A 21,936-nucleotide genomic window follows, 5' to 3' on the forward strand; every position below is an offset into this window, starting at 1 on the left:
GATGCGAAATCCTGACCAGGACGCCCTACTTGATCTCGGCCCGGCCGCGCTGGAACTTCAAGACGATCTGGAGGGGGATACGCTGCGCGAGGAATGCGGCGTCTTCGGCATCTACGGCCACCCCGATGCCGCCGCCATCACGGCGCTCGGCCTGCATGCCCTTCAGCACCGCGGCCAGGAAGCCGCCGGCATCGTCTCCTATGACGGCGGCCGCTTTCATTCCGAACGCCGCCTCGGCCTCGTCGGCGACACCTTCTCCCGCCGCGAGGTGATCGATCGCCTGCCCGGCACAATGGCAGTCGGCCATGTCCGCTATTCCACCACCGGCGCGACGATCCTGCGCAACGTGCAACCGCTGTTCGCCGAACTGAATGCCGGCGGCCTTGCGGTCGCCCACAACGGCAATCTCACCAACGGCCTGACGCTGCGCCGCGAGCTCGTGAGGAACGGCGCGATGATGCAGTCGACCACCGACACCGAGGTGATCCTGCACCTGGTCGCGCGCTCCAGGCGCAGCCGCTTCATCGAACGCTATATCGACGCGCTGCGCGAGATCGAGGGCGCCTATGCGCTGGTGTCGCTGACCAACAAGAAGCTGGTCGGCGCGCGCGATCCGCGCGGCATCCGTCCGCTGGTGCTCGGCGAACTCGATGGTTGTCCGATCCTGACCTCCGAGACCTGCGCACTCGACATCATCGGCGCACGCTTCGTCCGCGACATCGAGCCCGGCGAGGTCATCGTGTTCGACGAGAACGGGCAGGACATCCACAAGCCGTTCCCGCCGATCGCGCCGCGTCCCTGCATCTTCGAGTACATCTACTTCTCCCGTCCGGATTCCATCGTCCACGGCCGCTCGGTCTACGAGGTGCGCAAGGCCTTTGGTGCCCAGCTTGCGCGCGAGAGCCACGTGCCGGTCGACGTGGTGGTGCCGGTGCCGGATTCCGGCGTGCCCGCGGCGGTTGGCTACAGCCAGCATTCCGGCATCCCGTTCGAACTCGGCATCATCCGCAACCACTATGTCGGCCGCACCTTCATCCAGCCGACGCAGGCGATCCGCGAATCCGGTGTGCGCATGAAGCATTCGGCCAACCGCGCCGCGATCGAAGGCAAGCGCATCATCCTGATCGACGATTCGCTGGTACGCGGCACCACCTCGAAGAAGATCGTCCGCATGATGCGCGATGCCGGCGCCAAGGAAGTGCATTTCCGCCTCGCCTCGCCGCCGATCCTCTATCCCGACTATTACGGTATCGATCTGCCGGACCGTGGTGGTCTTCTTGCGGCGACACATTCGCTGGAAGAGATGCGCGAGATCATCGGCGCCGACTCGCTCGCCTTCCTGTCGATCGACGGCATGTACCGCGCCATGGGCGAGCCCGGCCGTGACCCCGCCAATCCGAAATTCTCGGATCATTGCTTCACCGGGGCTTATCCGACCCACCTCACCGACCAGACCCAGACCGAGCAGCAGCCGCGGCAATTGTCGTTGCTGGCGGAGGCGAGCTAGGCTCGTCGTCGTGGCGAAAGCCAGGACCCATTACCACAGGCCTTTCTGGTTCGAAGAAGGTGTGACAATCATCTTCCCTAGCCATAAACGTCACGGCGTATGGGTCCTGGCTTTCGCCAGGACGACGCTGGATAGAACCTTTCAATGACAAATCCCCTCGCCAACCGCATCGCTCTCGTCACCGGCGCCTCGCGCGGCATCGGCTTCGCCACGGCAAAAGCGCTGGCCAGGGCCGGCGCGCATATCGTTGCGGTCGCGCGCACGCAGGGCGGGCTGGAAGAGCTCGACGACGAGATCCGCAAGGACGGCGGCAGCGCCACGCTGGTGCCGCTCAACCTCACCGATTCCGACGGCATCGCGCGGCTCGGCGCCGGCCTGCACGAACGCTACGGCAAGCTCGACATCCTGGTCGGCAATGCCGGCGTGCTCGGCCCCTCCTCGCCGATCGGCCATATCGAGCTGAAGGCCTTCACCGACGTGATGGCGGTCAATGTCTCCGCGAATTTCCAGTTGATCCGCTGCATGGAGCCGCTGCTCAAGCAGTCGGACGCCGGCCGCGCGGTGTTCGTCACTTCCGGCGCGGCCAACAAGGCGACCGCCTATGTCAGCCCCTACGCCGCCTCCAAGGCGGCGCTGGAAACGCTGGCGCGCGCCTGGGCGCAGGAGACCGCGAACACCAAGCTGCGCGTCAATCTGTTCAATCCGGGCCCCGTCCGCACCCGGATGCGCGCGACGCTGATGCCGGGCGAGGATCCGGCGACGCTCGATACAGCCGAGCAGGTCGCCGAATTCATCGTGCCGATGTGCGCGCCGGATTGGACCGAGACCGGCAAGTTCTACGACTACAAGACCCGGACCTTGATGAGCTTCCGCTCCCCGGCCTGATTGACTTGACCGCCTCCCCGCGATTGACTGCCCGCGCTCAAGCGGCAGCAAGCTGCAGGCCAATAAAGGGAGGTTGCCATGGCGCCATGGCGGAATCGCGCAGGCTTTAAGCGTGCGCTCGCAAATGTCTCTCGCGTCCTCTCCGTTCTGATCGTGGCCGTCGCGTTTGCGCTTCCGGGCGCGGCGACCGCCGGCGATGTCCCGACCTTCGCGGTCGATGCTTCCTGGCCAAAGCCGTTGCCGAACAACTGGATCCTCGGCCAGGTCGGCGGCATTACCGTCGACTGGCAGGGCCACATCTGGGTGATCCATCGTCCCCGCTCGCTCACCGACGACGAGAAAGGCGCGAGCCTCACTCCGCCGCGCTCGAAATGCTGCGTCTCGGCGCCGCCCGTGCTCGAATTCGACACGGATGGCAATCTGCTGCGATCGTGGGGCGGCGCGGGCGAAGGCTATGAATGGGTCGGCCGCGAGCACGGCATCGAGGTCGACGAGCGCGGCTTCGTCTGGGTCGGCGGCAATGCCGACAATGACAACGCCATCCTGAAATTCACGCTCGACGGCAAGTTCGTCGCCCAGATCGGCAAGATCGCGCCGAGCCTCGGCAGCAGCGACACGACCCAGCTCGGCAAGCCCGCCGAGACCGCGATCGACAAGGCCGCCAACGAAATCTACGTTGCCGATGGCTACGGCAATCGCCGCGTCATCGTGTTCGATGCGACCACGCTCGCCTACAAGCGGCACTGGGGCGCCTACGGCAACAAGCCTGACGATACCAAGCAGGCTCCTTACGATCCCAAAGCGCCGGTTGCGCAGCAATTCGGTAATCCCGTCCACTGCGTGAAGCTCGCCAATGACGGGCTTGTCTACGTCTGCGATCGCATCAACAACCGCATCCAGGTGTTCAAGACGGACGGCACCTTCGTGAAGGAGTTCTTCTTCGAGAAGAACACGCTCGGCAACGGCGCGGTGTGGGACATCGCGATCTGGCCCGATCCGAAGCAGACCTGGCTGCTCAGCGCCGACGGTGAGAACAACGAGATCAGGGTGATCAGGCGCGAGGACGGCAGCGTGGTCGGCAGCTTCGGGCACAACGGCCGCAATGCCGGACAATTCCACTGGGTGCATGCCATGGCGATCAACGCCAAGGGTAACGTCTATACCGCCGAGGTCGACACCGGAAAGCGGATCCAGAAATTCAAGCTGACATCGGACGCGCTGAAATAGCGTCTCGACGCATTTTGCCCAAAAGTTAACCGAGGGAGGACGCTGCGACGCAGCGTCATCCGGCTTTAGGCGCATTGCCGCCGGCCGTGGGACACGGTAGAGCCATCAGCCGGAACAAGGCTCCGTTCAAGAGAGCCGTCCGCATGTTTGACAATGGAGGAAACCTTTTATGACGACGACGTTCGCGCGCCGCTCCGCGGCCCTTCTGGCCTGTGCCGCCTTCGGTTTTGCCACATCCGCCTTCGCTCAAGACAAGACCGTCAAGATCGGCGTGCTCAACGACATGTCGAGCCTCTATGCCGACATCGGCGGCCCGAACTCCGTGGTCGCAATCAAGATGGCCGTTGAGGATTCCGGCCTGCTCAAGAAGGGCTGGAAGATCGACGTCATCAGCGGCGACCATCAGAACAAGCCGGACGTCGGCGTCAACATTGCCCGGCAATGGATCGACAACGACAAGGTCGATGCGATCGCCGACACGCCGAATTCCGGTGTCGCCCTGGCGGTCAGCAACCTGGTCAAGGAAAAGAACTCGGTGCTGCTCAATTCCGGCGCGGCCTCCGCCGACCTGACCGGCAAGGCCTGCACGCCGAACACGGTCTCCTATACCTACGACACCTACATGTTGGCCAACGGCACCGGCAAGGCGCTGACCAAGGCCGGCGGCGACAGCTGGTTTTTCCTGACCGCAGATTATGCCTTCGGCCATGCGCTCGAACGCGACACCACCGCGGTCGTGACTGCGAACGGCGGCAAGGTGCTCGGCAGCGTCAAGCATCCGATCAATACCGCGGACTTCTCGTCCTTCCTGCTGCAGGCGCAATCGTCCAAGGCCAAGGTGGTGGGCCTTGCCAATGCCGGCGGCGACACCACGAACTCGATCAAGCAGGCCGCCGAGTTCGGCATTGTGCAGGGCGGGCAGAAGCTCGCGGCGCTGCTGCTGTTCATCAACGACGTGCATTCGCTGGGTCTGAAGACCGCCCAGGGCCTGACCTTCACGGAATCCTTCTACTGGGACATGAACGAGCAGACCCGCGCCTGGTCGAAGCGATTCTCGGCGCTGGCCAACAAGAATGCGATGCCCTCCATGACGCAGGCCGGCAATTACGCGATGGTGCTGCATTATCTCAAGGCGATGGACGCGCTCGGCAGCAATCCGCATGACGGCGCCAAGGTCGTCGCCAAGATGAAGGAGCTTCCGACCGACGATCCGCTGTTCGGCAAGGGTCCGCTGCGCGAGGATGGGCGTCGTCTCATCCCGGCCTATCTGTTCGAGGTGAAGAAGCCCGACGAATCGAAGGGACCGTGGGATTACTACAAGCAGATCGCCACGATCGCGGCGGAAGACGCGGCCAAGCCGCTCAAGGACAGCGAGTGCCCGCTGGTGAAGAAGTAAGGGCGTAGCAATTGCGCAACTGCCTCCACGACGTCATGCCCGGGCTTGTCCCGGACATCTACGTTCTGGACCGGACGAAGAACGTGGATGGCCGGGACAAGCCCGGCCATGACGGCCCTCTTCAAGGCCCCTTGGCGACAGCCAGCGCCCGCACCGCGATCGCCGCGCACGCCACCATCAGCACCGCCGCGAGCAGGAACGGCGCGCCGGGCAGCTGCCACGGCGCGCTGGCGCCGATGAAATATGAAAACGTCAGCGTGAACAGGAACGGGCCGACGAGCTGCGACACGCTCTGCACGCTCGCGGTCGCGCCCTGCAACTGGCCCTGCTGATCCGGCGCGACCAGCCGCGTCATCAGCGATTGCATGGCGGCGCCCGAAATGCCCCACAGCGACATCACGGGAATGCCGATCCAGAACAGCGGCCCGGTCGGCGCCGCGCCGAAGATCACGAAGCCAATCGCGCCACAGCACAGGCCGAGCAACAAGGCGTTCCGCTCGCCGAGCACACGCACGATCGGGCCGATCGCGAGCCCCTGCACCACCATCGCGCAGATGCCGACCATCGCCAGCGTCAGCCCCACGGTTTTCGAATCCCAGCCGTAGCGATAAGTGGCGTAGAGCACGAAGGTCGAGGGCAACACGACATGCGCGACCTGCGCGATGAAATTGACGACGGACAGCGCGGCGAGCACCGCGTTGGAACGCAGCAGGCGGAGCGCTCCGAGCGGATTGGCGCTCCTCCAGCGGAACGGCGCGCGCTTGTCCGGCGCCAACGATTCCGGCAGGACGAAGAGCCCATAGAGCGCATTGGCGAAGCTCAAGGCCGCCGAGGCCCAGAACGGCAGGCGCGGATCGATATCGCCGAGCAGGCCGCCCAGCGCCGGGCCCAGCACGAAGCCGGCGCCGAATGCAGCGCCAATCCTGCCGAACACCGCTGCGCGCCGCTCCGGCGGCGTGATGTCGGCGATATAGGCAAAGGCGGTCGAGATGCTGGCCGAGGTGATGCCCGAGATGACGCGGCCGACGAACAGCCAGACCAGCGACGGCGCCAGCGCCATCAGCACATAGTCTGCCGCGAGCCCGAAATTCGACAGCAGCACCACCGGCCGCCGCCCGAAGCGGTCCGACAGCGCGCCGAGCACCGGCGAGAATACGAACTGCATCAGCGCCCAGGCGGTGCCGAACAGGCCGAAGATGCGGGCCGCATGGGCCGTGTCGTTGTCGACGAAGCTCTCGATCAGTTTTGGCAGGATCGGCATGATCACGCCGAGCGCGAGCATGTCGAGCAGGATGGTGACGAAGATGAAGGCGACCGCACCGCGCCGGACTGGCGCTGCGCCCTGCGCCATCGCCTCGCCGGCGTCGTTGCTCACGACGGCCGCTTGCGCTTGTGGGCGAACGGATTGGCCTTCTCGCGCAAGGTGATGCGCACCGGCGTGCCCGGCAGCTCGAAGGCCTCACGCAGCGAATTGGTGAGATATCGCAGATACGACTGCGGTACCGCGTCCGCACGCGAGCAGAACAACACGAAGCTTGGCGGGCGGGCCTTGGTCTGCGTGATGTAGTTCAGCTTGAGTCGTCGTCCGGACACGGCCGGCGGCGGATTGGCTTGGACCGCCTCCTCGAACCAGCGGTTCAGCGCCGCGGTCGACACACGCCTGTTCCAAAGCGCATAGGCATCCTGGATCGCCTGCATCAATCGATCGATGCCCTCGCCCATCAAGCCGGAGACGGCGACGATCGGCACGCCCTTGATCTGCGGCAGCAAGTGATCGGCATCGCGGCGCAGGTTCGAGATCGCGCCGCCGCCCTTGCTTTCCATCAGGTCCCATTTGTTGACGGCGAGCACGACGGCCCGACCCTCGCGCTCGATCAGGTCGGCAATGCGAAGATCCTGCTCCTCGAAGCGGTTCTGCGCATCCATCATCATCACGACGACTTCGGCAAAGCGCACCGCGCGCAGTGCGTCGGCGACCGAGAGCTTCTCGAGCTTCTCCTCGATCCGCGAGCGCCGGCGCAGACCTGCGGTGTCGAACACCCGAAACTCGCGCCCCTTCCAGTTGATCTCGACCGCGATGGAATCGCGCGTGGTACCCGCCTCCGGGCTCGTCAGCAGGCGCTCCTCGCCGAGCAGATGATTGATCATCGTCGACTTGCCGGCGTTGGGCCGGCCGACGATCGCGACCCGGATCGGACGCGTGGCCGCCTCTTCCTCCGTCAGCGGCTCGTCGTCCTCGACCTCATCCTCCTCGACGGGCTCCGGCATCAGCTCTCTCAAGGCGTCATAGAGCTCACCCAGGCCCTCGCCATGCTCGGCCGAGATCTGGATGGGATCGCCGAGGCCGAGCGCGAAAGCCTCCATCGCGCCGGCATCGCCGTGCTTGCCTTCGCTCTTGTTCGCGACGAGCATCACCGGCTTGTTGGCCTTGCGGGCGAAATCGGCGAAGGCGCGATCGTTGGGCGTGAGGCCCATGCGGGCATCAATCACGAAGAACAGCGCGTCGGCCTGTGCGATCGCGGCCTCCGTCTGCTCCTGCATGCGGGCGGTCAGCGAGCCCTTGGCACCCTCATCGAGGCCGGCGGTGTCGATGATCGTGAAGTCGAGATCGCCGAGCCTGGCCTCGCCCTCGCGGCGGTCGCGGGTGACGCCGGGGAGGTCATCGACAAGCGCGAGCTTCTGCCCGACCAGACGGTTGAACAGCGTCGACTTGCCGACATTGGGTCGGCCGATAATGGCAATCTTAAAGGACATGGGTCATTCGTGCGCTGCCGGAGCCGCGCCTGTCAATGAAATGAAAAAATCAGCGCGAGAAGCTGCCGCTCGGCATGGGCGCCGGGAAGGCGCCCTGCGTTTGCTGCTGGGTGGTCTGGGTCGGTTGCGCCTGCTGGACGGATTGATCGGGCGGCGGCGCGGTGGTGCGCTTGCGCACGATCTTCTGCCTGGGCGGCGGCGTGGCCGCGGGCGGCGCGGCCTCGGGCTGGGCCTCGCCGTCGACTTCGCCGGCGGGCGCCTCAGCCGGCGCGACGGCTGCGGTGGCCGGCTGCCTGGTCTTTTTCGCCTTGGCACCCTTCGCCGGCTTCGGCTCGGGCGCAGGCTCGGTGGGCAGAGCCGCAACGGCGGGTCCGTTCGGATCGGGCTGTTGCTGGGCGCCCTTGTACATATCCTTCGGAACGCCTTGCTCGAGGCCGGGCACGCCTTCCGGGAACACCGGCTTGCGGTCGCCCGGCAGCTTCTTCTTGGTGTCGAGGAAGTCGAGCATGTCGCTCGGATCGAAGCTGGAGCAACCGCCCAGCACGCCCGTGAAGGCGATCAGGACGGCGGTTGCGATCAAGCGTGGCGTGCGGCGCATGTCGGTATCTCGTCTCAGCTCTCGGCTCAGCTCTTCGCTACGGGCGGCAGCAGGGCCTGCAGCGCCTCGGCGCGTGAGCGCAGGCCGGGCGGCGTTTCGCCGTCCTCGGCAATCGCGTCGAGCCATTTGCGGGCCGCAGTCACATCGTTGTTGCGCCAGGCCGACAGCGCCAGCATCTCGCGGGCGGTGTGACGGAAGGTCGATTTGGGTGCGGTCGAGGCTTCCAGCCGCTGCTGCATGTCCGCATAGCCGGCGCTGTCGAGCAGGAGACCGGCGGCGCGGATCTTTGCCAGATCCTGCCACTCGCCGCCTACACTGCGGTCGGCGGCGATGTCGTCATACAGCTTGGCGCCTGCCTTGGGATCGCGGGCCGCCGCCTCGGCCGCAGCACGCAGCCGCGCCAGGGTGCGATAGCCCGATGGAGCCTTGGCAGCGAGCTCGGTGAAGGCCGCCTCGGCCTCCGCATGCTTGTCCTGCTCGGACAGCTCAGCGGCCTTCTCGAAGGCAGCACCGGCCTCGGCAGCCTTCTTGGCTTCAAGATATTGGTAACCGCGCCAGCCACCCACGGCGGCGACGATCAGCACCATCAGTGCGATAAAGACGATCGAATATTTATCCCACAGCTTCTTGAGCTGTTCGCGACGTACTTCCTCGTCGACTTCGTCAAATAATTCAGACACTTATGCTAATCCCATGCCCGTCCGGGTGCGCGCGCCAAAGCGTTCGCGTCAGGAATCCCGTCCCCACGTGGCGGCGGGGTACCCTAACGATATGGCGGTGGCAAGGCAAAGCGAGCCCGATCAAGGCGTTAACCACCCGGGACAGCCCGAGAGACCGCCTCCCCGGGTCAATTTCCCAACAGCTCCCGCAGCTGTCGCTTCAGCACCTTGCCATTGGCATTGCGCGGCAGCGGCTCCGCGGTGATCACCATGGTCTCCGGGACCTTGTAGTCGGACAGCCGTTCCGCGCACCAGGCGCGCAAGGCCTCGCTGTCCACCGGCGCACGCGCCACCACCACGGCGTGGACGCGTTCGCCCAGCACCGGGCACGTCTTGGCGACGATCGCGCTCTCAACCACGGCCGGGTGGCCGGCCAGCACGGACTCGACCTCGGCCGAATAGATCTTCAGGCCGCCGCGGTTGATCATGTCCTTCTGCCGGTCGAACACCCGGACAAATCCCTCCGCGTCGACCGAGCCGAGATCGCCGGAATGCCAGAACCCGCTGGTGAAGCTTTCGGCCGTGGCTTTCGGATTGTTCCAATAGCCCTTGATGACGGAGGCACTCTGGATCCAGAGCTCGCCGATTTCCCCAGGCGGCAGCTCACGCCCGTCCGCGTCCATCGCCAGGATGCGTGCACCCGGACACGGCAGTCCGACGCTGTCGATATGGCTTTCCGTCAACTCGCCCGGCATGATCGTGGACGGCGACGTGGTCTCGGTCGCACCGTAGCAATTCGCCAGCGCGAGGCCGGGAATGATCGCCTTGAGCTTCTCGATGGTGGCAACCGGCATCGGTGCGCCGCCAAAGCCGCCGATGCGCCAGCTCGACAGATCGTAGCTCTCGATATCGGGCTGGAGCAGGCACAGATTGTACATCGCCGGCACCATCACCGTGTAGGTGACGCGCTCGCGCGCGGCGAGCTTGAGATATTCGCCGGCTTTGAACTCCGGCATGATGATCAACGCGCCACCGCAGCAGATCATCGTCGTGATGTTGGCGACCACGCCGGTGACATGGCCGAGCGGCACTGCCGCGATCGAACGGTCGGCCGCCGTCAATTGCAGGCAGGACATGAAGATCATCGAGGAATGGACGATGTTGCAATGGGCCAGCATCGCGCCCTTCGGCTTGCCTGTCGTGCCCGAGGTGTAGAGGATCATCGCGGTGTCCTCCTCGCTCGTCTCGACCGGCGCCGCGGCCGGGGCGTTGTCGACGAGCACCGCGAAATCCGACAGAGCCGGATCGTGGTCGATGGCGATGCGGTCGATCACATCGGGCACGTCCAGTGCGTCCGGCAGCCGCTCCGCAAGTGCCGCCTCGTGGATCAGGATCTTGGCGCCGCAGTCGGCGAGCACATAGGCGATTTCCGGCTTCTGCTGCCGCGTGCTGAGCAGCACCGTGACAAGCCCCTCATGCGCGGCAGCAAACAGCAGCAGCGGGAATTCGACGCGGTTGCCGAGCAGGATCGCGACACGATCGCCGCGCTGCAATCCGAGCTTGCGAAATCCCGCCGCGATCCGCGCAGCCTGCTCGACGGCCTGCCGCCAGCTCAGCCGGACACCGCCTGAGATCAGCGCTTCGCCGTCGGGATTGCGGGCGCAGGCGTCCGCAATCATCGCCCACAGGCTCGACGGCCGATCGCAAAATGCCGGTACCACCCGATCGCCGAAGCGCGCCTCGAACCGCATTGGCGGGATCTGAGAATGCGGCCAGTCCATCGGATTGCCCTTGGCTTGTTACTTTCGTTATCTTCCGCGCACGGGCATGCGGTCCTGTCTTGTGCTGATCGGCTAGCCGCCCATCACGGGAACGCCGATGACGACGGGATGGAACGCAAAAGCCAGCGCCAGATAAGCGACGATTCCAACCACGACCGCGATCAGATCGTTGGTGACGCCGCCGACCGGAATCGGCGGACCGCCGCCATCGGTGCGACGCTTCAGCGTGATGCGGTCATACACCGCCCAGCCCAGAAAGGACCCGAACAGGATGATGGAGCCGAGATCGCCATTGGCCAGAAGATGCGCCGCCGCCCACAGCTTGATGCCGGCCAGCATCGGATGCTTCAGTGTCGCGTAAATGCGGCCGCGCAGATAGGACGCAACCACCAGGATGACCGCGGGCAGCATCAGTGCGAGCGTGATGTGCTTCAGCGCCTTCGGCGGATACCAGACGTCGATCCAGCCGGTCGCGCGATAATGCGCGAAGCCCCAGATGATCAGTGCGAGCCCCGCAAGCGAGGCAAGCGAATAGAGGATCTTGTAGGTCCCCTCGCCCACTCTCGCGATGGCCTGCGCGCGTGCATCGCGTTTCGTCGTGAACACATGCGCCGCAAAAAACAGCGCAAGCCCCAGGATCATAACCAGCAGACCCACGAGATTCTCCCCTCAACCAGCGCCCCAGCCCATGGCGTATCATCGATTGGCCGCGGGTCGCAACTGATGCGCTACTTGCCGATCTCGCGATTGTCGACATACCGGATCGCGATCGGCCGCCCGGCGATGGCACCGCCAAGGCCGCCGGTGAATTTCAGCGGCAGGCAGGCGTTCAACGATGAATTGATCGCATTGAGGTAGGAGGTTCTCGTCTCGGCGGGGACGCCTGCGGTCGCATAGGTCAGGCGCGGCGGGCCGATCAGGCCGCCCGATTTGTTGAAGCTGAAACGCACGGCGATCTGCATGCCCGCGCGCGCATTGTCCGATGGCGGTGACCAGCAGGTGCGCAGCTCGGCGAAGAGATCGCCGATCGTATCGAGATCGTGATCGGGCTTCTGATATTTGGCGCGATCGGCGTCCGCTGGCACGCTTTGGATCGTGAGCTGGAGGTTCTGCCCATAGGGATAGTCGATCTCGGGAATACAGGGACCAGGCTCAAGCGGGCTGCAATAGGACGGCGTGCAGGGCCGGCCGTCGAGCACACTGCATGGCTCGTGCGAAAACGGAATTGGGTTGATCTGTCGCGGCCGCGCGTCGGCGGCAACGATCGAGATCGCCAGCAGGAGAAAAACAAGGATGCCGCGCCACATCATGCGATCTCACAATACCGCAAGAGTAAAACGTGGCATTACCTCCGACAACGTCAAGATCGCCGGCGTTCACGTGCTCGCGTTCAACCTCGGTGTCGTCGCCCGGCTTGACCGGGCGACCCAGTACTCCGGGACGTCTGTGATTGAGCCGGGAAGCCGCGGCGTACTGGATGCCCCGGTCAAGCCGGGGCATGACAGCGGAGGGTGAGGAGCGGACGGAGCTACGCCCTAGCCCTTCTTCTTGACGTCCTTGACGTTGGTGAACTCGATGCCCTCGGCACGTTCCCTTGTGTAGCCGAGATAGAACTCGTTCCGCGCCAGATAGACGGGATCCCCGTCGACATCGTCGGCGATGCTGGAGGTGTTGGCAGCGATGAAGGTATCGAGCTTCTTGCGGTCGTCCGAAGAGACCCAGCGCGCGAGCTGGAACTCGCTGACCTCGAATTCGACTGGGAGGGAATATTCCGCATCCAGCCGGGCCTTCAGCACGTCGAGCTGGAGTGCGCCAACGACGCCAACCAACGCCGGTGCGCCGTCGCGCGGGCGGAATACCTGCACCACGCCCTCTTCCGACATCTGCTGAAGCGCTTCCTTCAGCTTCTTCGCTTTCATGGCATCGGTGAGACGCACGCGGCGGACGATTTCCGGCGCAAAGCTCGGCACGCCCACGAAGTTGAAATCCTCACCGTCGGTCAGCGTGTCGCCGATGCGCAGCGTGCCGTGATTGGGAATGCCGACGACGTCGCCGGCATAAGCCTCGTCCGCAACCGAACGGTCCTGCGCGAAGAAGAATTGCGGGCTGGACAGCGGCATGCTCTTGCCGGTGCGCACGAGCTTCGCCTTCATGCCGCGGCTCAGCTTGCCGGAGCAGAGGCGGGCGAAAGCGATGCGGTCGCGGTGGTTGGGATCCATGTTGGCCTGGATCTTGAACACGAAGGCGCTCATGCGCGGGTCGGTGGCTTCGACCTTGCGCTGGTCGCTCTCCTGCGCGCGCGGCTCGGGCGCGAACTTGCCGAGTCCTTGCAGCAGGTCACCGACGCCGAAATTGCGCAGCGCGCTGCCGAAATAAACCGGCGTCAGATGACCCTCGCGAAACGCTTCGAGCTCGAACGGTTTTGAAGCCGCGGTGACGAGTTCGAGCTCGTCCTTGACCGCCGACACGTCGAGATTGGCATTGAGCTTGGCGAGCTCGGCGATCTCGATCTGCTGCGCCGCGCCAGTTTTGGCGCCACCGCCTTCGAGCAGGCGCACGCCGCCATTGACGACGTCATAGGTGCCGAGGAACTCGCGGCCGCGGCCGACAGGCCAGGTCATCGGCGTGGTATCGAGCGCCAGCGTCTTCTCGATCTCGTCGAGAAGCTCGAAGACGTCGCGGCTCTCGCGGTCCATCTTGTTGATGAAGGTGATGATCGGGATATCCCGAAGACGACACACCTCGAACAGCTTTCGGGTGCGCGCCTCGATGCCCTTGGCGGCGTCGATCACCATGACGGCGGAATCGACCGCCGTGAGCGTGCGATAGGTGTCTTCCGAAAAGTCCTCGTGGCCCGGCGTGTCCAGCAGGTTGAACACGAGGCCCTCGAACTCGAAGGTCATGACCGAGGTCACGACCGAGATGCCGCGCTCGCGCTCGATCTTCATCCAGTCCGAACGCGTGTTGCGCCGCTCGCCCTTGGCCTTGACCTGGCCGGCCAGATTGATGGCGCCACCGAACAGCAGCAGCTTTTCGGTCAGCGTGGTCTTGCCGGCGTCCGGATGCGAGATGATCGCAAAGGTACGCCGCCGCGACACTTCAGCGGCAAGCGAGGAAGGGGCCGTCGATTCGGCTGTGGTGGCGATGTCGGACATTGCGGCAGCGTTTGGCAGGGAAAATGAGCCTGATCAAGCCTGATCTGGTGATTGCGGAGGCTTCCGGCCAGCCCCATATCGGGCTTGGGTTGGGAGGGACGGCCTTCCCTTGCTATCAGCACACCAGTCGCGGGGACGACCCTGCCTTGAATGGAGGGTCGTCATGGCCTGGAGCATCCTGTTCGTCGCCGGTCTGCTGGAGATCTCCTGGGCCATCGGCCTCAAATATACCGAGGGGTTCACCAGGCTCGTTCCGTCAATCCTCACGCTCGGCGCCATGGCCGGCAGCATCATCCTGCTCGGGCTCGCTCTCAAATCGCTGCCGATTGGAACCGCTTATGCGGTCTGGACCGGCATCGGTGCGGTCGGCACCGCGACGCTCGGCATCGTCCTGTTCGGCGAGCCGGCCACCGCGTTCCGCCTCGCCAGCATCGGGCTGATCGTCGCCGGCATTGTCGGACTGAAGCTGGTTACCTGACGAAGATCTTGACCGCCCACCAGCTCAGCGCGGCGACGATGGCCGAGGCCGGCATCGTGATCACCCAGGCATAGACGATCGAGCTGGCGACGTTCCAGCGCACCGCCGAGAGGCGGCGGGCCGCGCCGACGCCGACGATGGCGCCGGTGATGGTGTGGGTGGTCGAGACCGGAACACCGAGAAAGGTCGCCATGAACAGGGTCGCGGCACCGCCGGTCTCGGCGCAAAAGCCCTGCATCGGGGTCAGCCTGGTGATGCGCAGGCCCATGGTGCGGACGATGCGCCAGCCGCCCATCAGCGTCCCCATCGCCATCGCGGCCTGGCACGAGAGCACCACCCAGAAGGGTACGAAGAATTCGCCGCCGAGCTGGCCCTGCGAATAGAGCAGCACGGCGATGATGCCCATGGTCTTCTGAGCGTCGTTACCACCATGGCCGAGCGAATAGAGCGAGGCGGAGGCGAATTGCAGGATGCGGAAGGCGCGATCCACGGCAAAGGGCGTGGAGCGCACCGAGGCCCAGGAGACGATCGCGACCAGCACCATCGCGAGCAGGAAGCCGACCAGCGGAGACAGCACGATGGCGATCACCGTCTTGGACAACCCGCTCCAGACCGCCGCTGAAAGGCCGGCTTTGGCCACGCCGGCACCAAACAAGCCGCCGATCAATGCATGAGACGAGGACGATGGGATGCCGAGCGCCCATGTCACCAGGTTCCAGACGATGGCGCCGACCAGCGCGGCGAAGATCACCTGAGCATCCACGATCGCGGGATCGATGATGCCGGTGCCGATAGTCTGGGCAACGTGCAGCCCGAACACCATGAAGGCGACGAAGTTGAAGAACGCGGCCCAGAACACCGCGTATTGCGGCCGCAGCACGCGGGTCGAGACGATGGTCGCGATCGAATTGGCGGCGTCGTGCAGGCCGTTCAGGAAGTCGAACAGCAGCGCGACGGCGATCAATCCGACAAGGACGGGAAGACCCAACGCAACATCCACGGCGTGGCCCCTGCCCTAAACTTGCTCGATGACGATGCTGTTGATCTCGTTCGCGACGTCGTCGAAGCGGTCGGCGACTTTCTCGAGATGGTCGTAGATCTCTGCGCCGACGATGAAATCCATCGCGTTGCCGCCGCGATGCTTGAGGAACAGTTCCTTCAGCCCGATATCATGGAGATCGTCGACGCGGCCTTCCAGCTTGCCAAGCTCTTCCGTGATCGCGGTCAGCATGGCCACGTTCTGACCGATCTTCTGCATCAGCGGCAGCGCGCGGCCGACCAGATTGGCGCATTCGATCAGAAGCCCGCCGATCTCCCGCATCGGCGGCTCGAAGCTGCGGACCTCGAACAGCATCACGGCCTTTGCGGTCTGCTGCATCTGGTCGATGGCGTCGTCCATCGAGGTGATCAGGTTCTTGATGTCGCCGCGGTCGAACGGGGTGATGAAGGTGCGGCGCACCGCGGTCAGCACCTCACGGGTGATGTTGTCGGCATCGTTCTCGAACTGGTTGACGCGCTGGCAATAGACCGGCGTCTCCTCGCCCCCGTTGAGCATGCTCTGGAGCGCGATCGAGCCCTGGATCACGGTCTGGGCGTGGCGGTCGAACAGGTCGAAGAACCGTTCTTCCTTCGGCAGGAAAGCGCGAAACAATCGCATCATGGGAGAGAGACTACCGGTTGGATGATGGCCTGGCCCAAGCGGGCCGTCATGAAACTGTCATAGACCATTTTCGATCCACGCGCGTGCCACCTCACGCCCGTGGAGCCGGATCATCCACCGCTTTCGCGCGTCAACACATCTTCTATTATATCAACGACTTACAGCGACCGCCGGAAGTAATGCGCGATTTCGCCGATGACGCCACGGCGGAAGGTGAGCACGCAGATCACGAAGATCGAGCCCTGGATCACGGTCACCCATTGGCCGAACCCCGCCAGATATTGCTGCATGGCGATGATCACGAAGGCACCGACCACGGGACCGAAGACGGTTCCGAGTCCGCCGACCAGCGTCATCAGCACGACTTCGCCCGACATCGACCAGTGCACGTCGGTGAGCGAGGCATTCTGCGCCACGAAGACTTTCAGCGCACCGGCAAAGCCGGCCAGCGTGCCCGACAGGACGAAAGCCAGGAACTTGTACTGATCGGTGCGGTAACCCAGCGAGATCGCGCGCGGCTCGTTCTCGCGGATCGCCTTGAGGACTTCGCCGAACGGCGAGTTGATGATGCGGAAGATCAGCAGGAAGCCGGCGAGGAAACCGACCAGCACCACGTAGTAGAGCACGGTGGGCTTGGTCAGATCGAAGACGCCGAACATGCGTCCCTGCGGAATGCCCTGGATACCGTCTTCGCCATGGGTGAACGGCGCCTGGAGGTAGATGAAGTACAAGAGCTGCGACAGCGCCAGCGTGATCATCGAGAAATAGATGCCCTGGCGGCGGATCGAGATATAGCCCGTGATGAGCGAGAGCACGAAGGCACCGGCGACCCCGACGAGGATGCCGAGTTCCGGCGGCAGCGCCCATACTTTCAGCGCATGCGCGCTGCAATAGCCGGCCGTGCCCAGGAACATCGCATGGCCGAAGGACAGTAAACCGCCGTAGCCGATCAGCAGGTTGAAGGCGCAGGCGAGCAGCGCGAAGCACAGCGCCTGCATCACGAAGAACGGGTAGACCCCCGTGAATGGCACCGAAGCCAGCAGCAGCGCCATCACCACGAACACGATCATCTCGTCGCGGATCGCGCGCGGGGTTACCGGCAGCGTGTCGTCCGTCAAGGCTGTCATATCAGGCCGCCCTTCCCGTCAATCCCGTTGGCTTCACCAAGAGCACCAGCACCATCAGCACGAACACGACGGTGTTGGAGGCCTCGGGGTAGAAATATTTGGTCAGGCCTTCGATCACACCGAGCGCGAAGCCGGTGATGATGGAGCCCATGATCGATCCCATGCCGCCGATCACGACCACCGCGAACACCACGATGATGAGGTCGGCGCCCATCAACGGCCGCACCTGGTTGATCGGCGCCGACAGCACGCCGGCGAGTGCTGCAAGGCCGACACCGAGGCCGTAGGTCAGCGTGATCATGCGCGGCACGTTGACGCCGAAGGCGCGCACGAGCGTCGGGTTTTCGGTGGCGGCGCGCAAATAGGCGCCGAGCCGCGTCTTCTCGATCAGGAACCAGGTCGCGATGCAGACCACCAGCGAGAAGATGACGACCCAGCCGCGATAGACCGGCAGGAACATGAAGCCGAGATTCATGCCGCCCTTGAGCTGGTCCGGAATGGCGTAAGGCAGGCCGGAGGAGCCGAAGTAGTTCTGAAACACGCCCTGCACGATCAGCGCAATGCCGAAGGTCAGCAGCAGGCCGTAGAGATGATCCAGCCCGGTCAGCCATTGCAGCATGGTCCGTTCCAGGATCATGCCGAAGATGCCGACGATAACAGGCGCAAGCAGCAACGCCCACCAGTAGTTGATGCCGCCGAGGTTCAGCAGGAAGTAGGCGACGAACGCGCCCATCATGTAGAGCGCGCCATGGGCGAAATTGATGATGTTGAGCATGCCGAAGATCACGGCAAGCCCGAGACTGAGCAGCGCGTAGAACGAGCCGTTGATCAGTCCTACCAGTAGCTGAGCGTAAAGAGCCTGCATCGATCCCGCACCTGGTCCCTTCGGCGTTCCCTGAAAGTCGCCCGCAGGCCTGATGGCCTGCGGGCGGTTAGCTTACTTCTTCAAGAGCGCGCACTTGCTCTCGGACAGCGGCGTGAAGGCCTGGTCGCCCGGCACCGTGCCGACCAGCTTGTAGAAGTCCCACGGTCCCTTGGACTCGGAGGGCTTCTTCACCTCGAACAGATAGGCATTGTGGATGGTGCGGCCGTTGGGCTGGATCTCGCCCTTGCCGAACAGATCGTCTTCCGTCGGCATCGACTTCATCTTCTCGACGACCTTGACGCCGTCATGCGGGTTGCCGCCGAGCGCTTCCAGTGCCTTGAAATAGTGACGCACGCCCGCATAGACGCCGGCCTGCACCATGGTCGGCGGCGCGTTGTTCTTCATCTTCTCGGCGAAGCGCTTCGAGAACGCCCGGGTCTGGTCGTTCATGTCCCAGTAGAAGGTCTCGGTGAAGTTGAGGCCCTGTGCGGTCTCGAGCCCGATCGCCTTGACGTCGGTGAGGAACAGCAGCAGCGCCGCGAGCTTCTGGCCGCCCTTGACGATGCCGAACTCGGCCGCCTGCTTGATCGTGTTGGTGGTATCGCCGCCGGCATTGGCAAGGCCGATGATCTTGGCCTTGGAAGCCTGCGCCTGCAGCAGGAAGGACGAGAAGTCCGGCGTGTTCAGCGGGTGCTTGACGCCGCCGACCACCTTGCCGCCATTTGCGGTAACGACAGCGGTGGTGTCGCGCTCCAGCGCCGCGCCAAAGGCGTAGTCCGCGGTCAGGAAGAACCACGTGTCGCCGCCGGCCTTCACCAGCGCCTGGCCGGTGGTGTGGGCAAGCATGTAGGTGTCGTAGGTCCAGTGCACCGTGTTGGGCGAGCACTGCGCGTTGGTCAAATCCGAGGTCGCCGCGCCCGAGTTGATATAGACGCCGTTCTTTTCCTTGATGACGTTGTTGACCGCGAGCGCCACGCCGGAATTCGGCACGTCGACGATGAGGTCGACCTTGTCGACGTCGAACCATTGCCGCGCGATCGCGGTGCCGATGTCGGGCTTGTTCTGGTGATCACCCGAGATGATGTCGATCTTCCAGCCCTTCGCAGCCAGACCGGAATCTTCAATGGCCATCTGCGCGGCGAGCGTCGAGCCCGGCCCGCCAAGATCGGCATAGAGCCCGGACTGATCGGACAACGCGCCGATCTTGACGGTCTTGTCCTGCGCGAAGGCTACGCCCGCGGTGGTCACGGCCAGCGCCGTGCCGAGCAGAAACGACGCAATCGACTTTGTCATCATGCTACTTCCCTATGAATCTTCTTGTTGGCAGTTCTAGACACCGAGATAGGTGTGGAGCTTGTCCATGTTGGCGGCGAGCTCCGCATTGGAAAATCCGTCAATGATCTTGCCGTGCTCGACCACGTAATAGCGGTCAGCGACAGTGGATGCGAACCGGAAGTTCTGCTCGACCAGGAGGATCGTAAAACCCTCCTTCTTGAGCCGCGCAATGGTGTGGCCGATCTGCTGGATGATGACGGGCGCGAGACCCTCCGTCGGCTCGTCCAGCATCAGGAAGTTCGCGCCGGTGCGCAGGATGCGCGCGATCGCGAGCATCTGCTGCTCGCCGCCGGAGAGTTTGGTTCCCTGGCTGTTGAGCCGTTCCTTCAGGTTCGGAAACAGATCGAAGATCTGCTCGAGCGGCAATCCGCCGGGACGCACCACCGGTGGCAGCAGCAGGTTCTCGCGGACATCGAGGCTGGCGAAAATTCCCCGCTCTTCCGGGCAGAACGCGATTCCCATCCGCGCGATCTTGTCCGAGGTCGTGCGGATGATGTCCTGGTTATTGAACTTCACCGAGCCGGTGCGCTTGCCGATGATGCCCATGATCGACTTCAGCGTGGTGGTCTTGCCGGCGCCGTTGCGCCCGAGCAGGGTGACGACCTCGCCCGCGTTCACGTCGAAGTTGATCCCGTGCAGGATGTGGGACTCGCCGTACCAAGCTTCGAGGTTGCGGACCTGGAGGAGGTTGCCGCCGCTCGCGGCCTTTGCGGGAGCTTCCGCCGTTGCAGTCTCAGCCATGACCGGCTCCCAAATAGGCTTCCTTGACGCGTTCGTCCTTGGTGAGCTCGCTGTAATGGCCTTGCGCCAGCACCTGGCCGCGCGTCAACACGGTGATGATGTCGGAGAGATTGGCAACGACGCTCAGATTATGCTCGACCATCAGGATGGTGTATTTCGCGGAGATGCGCTTGATCAACGCCGCGATCTTGTCGATGTCCTCGTGGCCCATGCCGGCCATCGGCTCGTCCAGCAGCATCATCTCCGGGTCGAGCGCGAGCGTGGTTGCGATCTCCAGTGCGCGCTTGCGCCCGTAGGGCATCTCGACCGCGGGCGTATTGGAAAACTCGCTGAGGCCGACATCGTTCAACAGCTCGCGCGCGCGATCGTTGAATTGGTTGAGGACGGACTTGGAGCGCCAGAAATCGAAGGAGCTGCCGTGCTGGCGCTGAAGCGCGACGCGCACGTTTTCCAGCGCGGTGAGATGGGGAAATACCGCCGAGATCTGGAACGAGCGAACCAGCCCCAGGCGAGCCACGTCGGCGGGCGCCATCGCGGTGATGTCCTGCCCCTTGTACAGGATTTTTCCGGCAGACGGTTTGAGGAACTTGGTCAAAAGATTGAAGCACGTCGTCTTGCCGGCGCCGTTCGGGCCGATCAACGCGTGAATGCTCCCACGGCGAACCTTGAGCGCAACGTCGCGGACGGCGAAGAAGCCCGCGAACTCCTTGGTCAAGCCTTCCGTTTCGAGAATGAACTCATCGGCCAAACAGTTTTCCCCCTGCCCGCACAACGCGCGTGGCTATCCTTGTTGCTTCGGCTTTCCGGAGGCCCTTGGAGCCACTCCCTGGAGCCCATCCGGAACGCCGCCTCCGGGCGCGGAATATGCCGGAGGTGACGGGGGTTAGGCAAGGCGGAAAGCTGAGCAGGTCAGGCCTCCGGCCGGGAGACTTATGCTCCCTTAGTCGGACATGTTTTGATGTCGCGCCTGCCCGGCTTCCCGGTTCGCAAAGCGCCGGTCATCAAGCCGTCGTTAACGGTCTTTCGTTCCATGCGCCAGCCTTCATAGAAAATTTTCCCGCAGCGAGGATCATGCGCGCGTTTCATGCGTCCGGAATTTCTATTCGCCGGGAATATTGTCTTGGATTTTGCAAGCGCGGCTCCTTCCGTGGTCAAGTCGATCAGGCAGCGTGATCTCCTGAACACGTGGCTGCGGCTCTATGCGCGCGAGCAGACGGCCCCGGCGATCTGGGAGTACCAGCCTGCGCGGCTCGAGGAAGAGCTCTCCGATCTGATCTATTATACGGTGGATGCGTCGATGCCGACACCGCGTCTGACCATCCAGAGCGAAGGCACGCGCATCTCGCGCGCCTATGGACACACCGGCAAGGGCGTTCTGCTCGACGACTATATCGGGCCGCGTCTCGCGCCCCTGGTGATGCCGGTCTATCATGAATGCGTGGCGCGTGGGCTGCCTGTCTACAGCGTTGCCGACGTCGATGACATCTACGGCCGTATCGTCGCCTATGAGCGCCTGCTGCTGCCGTTCCAGAGCGACGGCAAGGTCTGTCACATCATCGCGTCGCTCAAGACCTTCTGCGAGGACGGCGGCTTCGAGATCAAGAATCTGATGCGCGGAAATGACGCGCTGCCGCGCCCGAGATTGCGCGCGGTGATCGACCACGACCTGTTCCATCGCACCCCGGGCCGCATCGCGCCGGCCGAACTGGTCGAGTTCGCGGACCAGCAGGGCTCAGGTGTTCCCACCGAGATCATCGAGCTGAACTAG

22 protein-coding genes are annotated in these 21,936 nt (G+C 64.0%); 7 read left to right on the plus strand and 15 right to left on the minus strand.

Annotated elements, in window-relative coordinates; genetic code table 11:
- The first annotated feature begins 1 nt into the window (after position 1).
- The 4 genes from purF (at position 2) to IVB54_RS22460 (ending at position 5,015) form a co-directional block, all read left to right on the plus strand.
- Positions 2 to 1,507, plus strand: coding sequence for an amidophosphoribosyltransferase (gene purF / locus IVB54_RS22445; RefSeq protein ID WP_018459135.1), 1,506 nt, complete (start codon positions 2 to 4; stop codon positions 1,505 to 1,507).
- Between the two features lie 144 nt (positions 1,508 to 1,651).
- Complete coding sequence (locus tag IVB54_RS22450; RefSeq protein ID WP_018459136.1) at positions 1,652 to 2,392, plus strand: SDR family NAD(P)-dependent oxidoreductase; 741 nt, start codon at positions 1,652 to 1,654, stop codon at positions 2,390 to 2,392.
- 78 nt (positions 2,393 to 2,470) lie between these two features.
- The gene (locus IVB54_RS22455; protein WP_018459137.1) at positions 2,471 to 3,619 is read left to right on the plus strand and encodes a hypothetical protein; all 1,149 of its coding nucleotides are present in this window, start codon (positions 2,471 to 2,473) and stop codon (positions 3,617 to 3,619) included.
- A gap of 169 nt (positions 3,620 to 3,788) precedes the next feature.
- On the plus strand, positions 3,789 to 5,015 hold the full coding sequence (locus tag IVB54_RS22460) for an ABC transporter substrate-binding protein (protein ID WP_018459138.1): 1,227 nt from the start codon (positions 3,789 to 3,791) through the stop codon (positions 5,013 to 5,015).
- Between the two features lie 121 nt (positions 5,016 to 5,136).
- Here IVB54_RS22460 and IVB54_RS22465 read toward each other — a convergent pair whose 3' ends face one another.
- The 7 genes from IVB54_RS22465 to IVB54_RS22495 all read right to left on the minus strand — a co-directional run bounded on the left by IVB54_RS22465 (position 5,137) and on the right by IVB54_RS22495 (position 12,114).
- Complete coding sequence (locus tag IVB54_RS22465) at positions 5,137 to 6,390, minus strand: tetracycline resistance MFS efflux pump (protein WP_018459139.1); 1,254 nt, start codon at positions 6,388 to 6,390, stop codon at positions 5,137 to 5,139.
- A complete protein-coding gene (gene der, locus IVB54_RS22470) occupies positions 6,387 to 7,769 on the minus strand; it encodes a ribosome biogenesis GTPase Der (RefSeq protein ID WP_018459140.1) in 1,383 nt (460 codons plus the stop codon). Before der ends, IVB54_RS22465 begins: the two co-directional genes overlap by 4 nt.
- 49 nt (positions 7,770 to 7,818) lie before the next feature.
- Positions 7,819 to 8,367 carry a hypothetical protein gene (locus IVB54_RS22475; protein WP_026233742.1) on the minus strand — a complete coding sequence of 183 codons (549 nt, stop codon included), beginning with the start codon at positions 8,365 to 8,367 and terminating at the stop codon, positions 7,819 to 7,821.
- Between the two features lie 26 nt (positions 8,368 to 8,393).
- Positions 8,394 to 9,047 carry a tetratricopeptide repeat protein gene (locus IVB54_RS22480; RefSeq protein WP_018459142.1) on the minus strand — a complete coding sequence of 218 codons (654 nt, stop codon included), beginning with the start codon at positions 9,045 to 9,047 and terminating at the stop codon, positions 8,394 to 8,396.
- Positions 9,048 to 9,214: 167 nt separating this feature from the next.
- Positions 9,215 to 10,807 carry a class I adenylate-forming enzyme family protein gene (locus tag IVB54_RS22485; RefSeq protein WP_247362958.1) on the minus strand — a complete coding sequence of 531 codons (1,593 nt, stop codon included), beginning with the start codon at positions 10,805 to 10,807 and terminating at the stop codon, positions 9,215 to 9,217.
- 72 nt (positions 10,808 to 10,879) lie between these two features.
- Positions 10,880 to 11,464: an NnrU family protein gene (locus IVB54_RS22490; protein ID WP_026233743.1), complete on the minus strand. Its 585-nt coding sequence runs from the start codon at positions 11,462 to 11,464 to the stop codon at positions 10,880 to 10,882.
- Between the two features lie 71 nt (positions 11,465 to 11,535).
- Entirely contained in the window at positions 11,536 to 12,114 is a 579-nt protein-coding gene (locus IVB54_RS22495; protein ID WP_026233744.1) for a hypothetical protein, read from the minus strand.
- On the opposite strand from IVB54_RS22495, the gene IVB54_RS22500 reads away from it, so the two are divergent.
- The gene (locus IVB54_RS22500) at positions 12,101 to 12,322 is read left to right on the plus strand and encodes a hypothetical protein (RefSeq protein WP_157643098.1); all 222 of its coding nucleotides are present in this window, start codon (positions 12,101 to 12,103) and stop codon (positions 12,320 to 12,322) included. The genes IVB54_RS22495 and IVB54_RS22500 overlap by 14 nt on opposite strands.
- A gap of 20 nt (positions 12,323 to 12,342) precedes the next feature.
- Here the strand turns inward: IVB54_RS22500 and IVB54_RS22505 are convergent, their stop codons facing one another.
- Positions 12,343 to 13,962, minus strand: a complete 1,620-nt coding sequence (locus IVB54_RS22505) for a peptide chain release factor 3 (protein WP_018459147.1) — start codon at positions 13,960 to 13,962, stop codon at positions 12,343 to 12,345.
- 163 nt (positions 13,963 to 14,125) lie between these two features.
- Between IVB54_RS22505 and sugE the strand changes: the two genes are divergently transcribed.
- Positions 14,126 to 14,440, plus strand: a complete 315-nt coding sequence (gene sugE / locus IVB54_RS22510; RefSeq protein ID WP_018459148.1) for a quaternary ammonium compound efflux SMR transporter SugE — start codon at positions 14,126 to 14,128, stop codon at positions 14,438 to 14,440.
- On the opposite strand, the gene IVB54_RS22515 is transcribed toward sugE, so the two are convergent.
- From IVB54_RS22515 to IVB54_RS22545, 7 genes are all read right to left on the minus strand, one after another.
- Positions 14,433 to 15,440, minus strand: a complete 1,008-nt coding sequence (locus IVB54_RS22515) for an inorganic phosphate transporter (protein WP_026233745.1) — start codon at positions 15,438 to 15,440, stop codon at positions 14,433 to 14,435. The genes sugE and IVB54_RS22515 overlap by 8 nt on opposite strands.
- Before the next feature lie 15 nt (positions 15,441 to 15,455).
- On the minus strand, positions 15,456 to 16,100 hold the full coding sequence (locus IVB54_RS22520; RefSeq protein ID WP_018459150.1) for a DUF47 domain-containing protein: 645 nt from the start codon (positions 16,098 to 16,100) through the stop codon (positions 15,456 to 15,458).
- A 158-nt stretch (positions 16,101 to 16,258) separates the two neighbouring features.
- Entirely contained in the window at positions 16,259 to 17,227 is a 969-nt protein-coding gene (locus IVB54_RS22525; protein ID WP_007592084.1) for a branched-chain amino acid ABC transporter permease, read from the minus strand.
- A gap of 1 nt (position 17,228) precedes the next feature.
- Positions 17,229 to 18,092 (minus strand): branched-chain amino acid ABC transporter permease, encoded by an 864-nt coding sequence (locus IVB54_RS22530; RefSeq protein ID WP_018459151.1) that lies wholly within the window; start codon positions 18,090 to 18,092, stop codon positions 17,229 to 17,231.
- 72 nt (positions 18,093 to 18,164) lie between these two features.
- The gene (locus IVB54_RS22535; protein WP_018459152.1) at positions 18,165 to 19,388 is read right to left on the minus strand and encodes an ABC transporter substrate-binding protein; all 1,224 of its coding nucleotides are present in this window, start codon (positions 19,386 to 19,388) and stop codon (positions 18,165 to 18,167) included.
- Positions 19,389 to 19,421: 33 nt separating this feature from the next.
- Positions 19,422 to 20,168, minus strand: coding sequence for an ABC transporter ATP-binding protein (locus IVB54_RS22540; protein WP_007609233.1), 747 nt, complete (start codon positions 20,166 to 20,168; stop codon positions 19,422 to 19,424).
- Positions 20,161 to 20,916 carry an ABC transporter ATP-binding protein gene (locus IVB54_RS22545; RefSeq protein ID WP_018459153.1) on the minus strand — a complete coding sequence of 252 codons (756 nt, stop codon included), beginning with the start codon at positions 20,914 to 20,916 and terminating at the stop codon, positions 20,161 to 20,163. The genes IVB54_RS22540 and IVB54_RS22545 overlap by 8 nt, the downstream gene beginning before the upstream one ends.
- 336 nt (positions 20,917 to 21,252) lie before the next feature.
- On the opposite strand from IVB54_RS22545, the gene IVB54_RS22550 reads away from it, so the two are divergent.
- Positions 21,253 to 21,936: a PAS domain-containing protein gene (locus IVB54_RS22550; RefSeq protein ID WP_018459154.1), complete on the plus strand. Its 684-nt coding sequence runs from the start codon at positions 21,253 to 21,255 to the stop codon at positions 21,934 to 21,936.

Origin of the sequence: Bradyrhizobium sp. CW1 (genome assembly GCF_023100665.1) — a bacterium.
Lineage (GTDB): Bacteria > Pseudomonadota > Alphaproteobacteria > Rhizobiales > Xanthobacteraceae > Bradyrhizobium > Bradyrhizobium canariense_D.

Excerpts from the sequence above, each read along its gene's own strand:
- purF (WP_018459135.1), top strand. The coding sequence starts at position 2 with ATGCGAAATCCTGACCAGGACGCCCTACTTGATCTCGGCCCGGCCGCG.
- IVB54_RS22450 (WP_018459136.1), top strand. The coding sequence starts at position 1,652 with ATGACAAATCCCCTCGCCAACCGCATCGCTCTCGTCACCGGCGCCTCG.
- IVB54_RS22455 (WP_018459137.1), top strand. The coding sequence starts at position 2,471 with ATGGCGCCATGGCGGAATCGCGCAGGCTTTAAGCGTGCGCTCGCAAAT.
- IVB54_RS22460 (WP_018459138.1), top strand. The coding sequence starts at position 3,789 with ATGACGACGACGTTCGCGCGCCGCTCCGCGGCCCTTCTGGCCTGTGCC.
- der (WP_018459140.1), bottom strand. The coding sequence starts at position 7,769 with ATGTCCTTTAAGATTGCCATTATCGGCCGACCCAATGTCGGCAAGTCG.
- IVB54_RS22475 (WP_026233742.1), bottom strand. The coding sequence starts at position 8,367 with ATGCGCCGCACGCCACGCTTGATCGCAACCGCCGTCCTGATCGCCTTC.
- IVB54_RS22485 (WP_247362958.1), bottom strand. The coding sequence starts at position 10,807 with ATGGACTGGCCGCATTCTCAGATCCCGCCAATGCGGTTCGAGGCGCGC.
- IVB54_RS22500 (WP_157643098.1), top strand. The coding sequence starts at position 12,101 with ATGCCGCGCCACATCATGCGATCTCACAATACCGCAAGAGTAAAACGT.
- IVB54_RS22495 (WP_026233744.1), bottom strand. The coding sequence starts at position 12,114 with ATGTGGCGCGGCATCCTTGTTTTTCTCCTGCTGGCGATCTCGATCGTT.
- IVB54_RS22505 (WP_018459147.1), bottom strand. The coding sequence starts at position 13,962 with ATGTCCGACATCGCCACCACAGCCGAATCGACGGCCCCTTCCTCGCTT.
- sugE (WP_018459148.1), top strand. The coding sequence starts at position 14,126 with ATGGCCTGGAGCATCCTGTTCGTCGCCGGTCTGCTGGAGATCTCCTGG.
- IVB54_RS22520 (WP_018459150.1), bottom strand. The coding sequence starts at position 16,100 with ATGATGCGATTGTTTCGCGCTTTCCTGCCGAAGGAAGAACGGTTCTTC.
- IVB54_RS22525 (WP_007592084.1), bottom strand. The coding sequence starts at position 17,227 with ATGACAGCCTTGACGGACGACACGCTGCCGGTAACCCCGCGCGCGATC.
- IVB54_RS22530 (WP_018459151.1), bottom strand. The coding sequence starts at position 18,092 with ATGCAGGCTCTTTACGCTCAGCTACTGGTAGGACTGATCAACGGCTCG.
- IVB54_RS22535 (WP_018459152.1), bottom strand. The coding sequence starts at position 19,388 with ATGATGACAAAGTCGATTGCGTCGTTTCTGCTCGGCACGGCGCTGGCC.
- IVB54_RS22540 (WP_007609233.1), bottom strand. The coding sequence starts at position 20,168 with ATGGCTGAGACTGCAACGGCGGAAGCTCCCGCAAAGGCCGCGAGCGGC.
- IVB54_RS22550 (WP_018459154.1), top strand. The coding sequence starts at position 21,253 with ATGCGTCCGGAATTTCTATTCGCCGGGAATATTGTCTTGGATTTTGCA.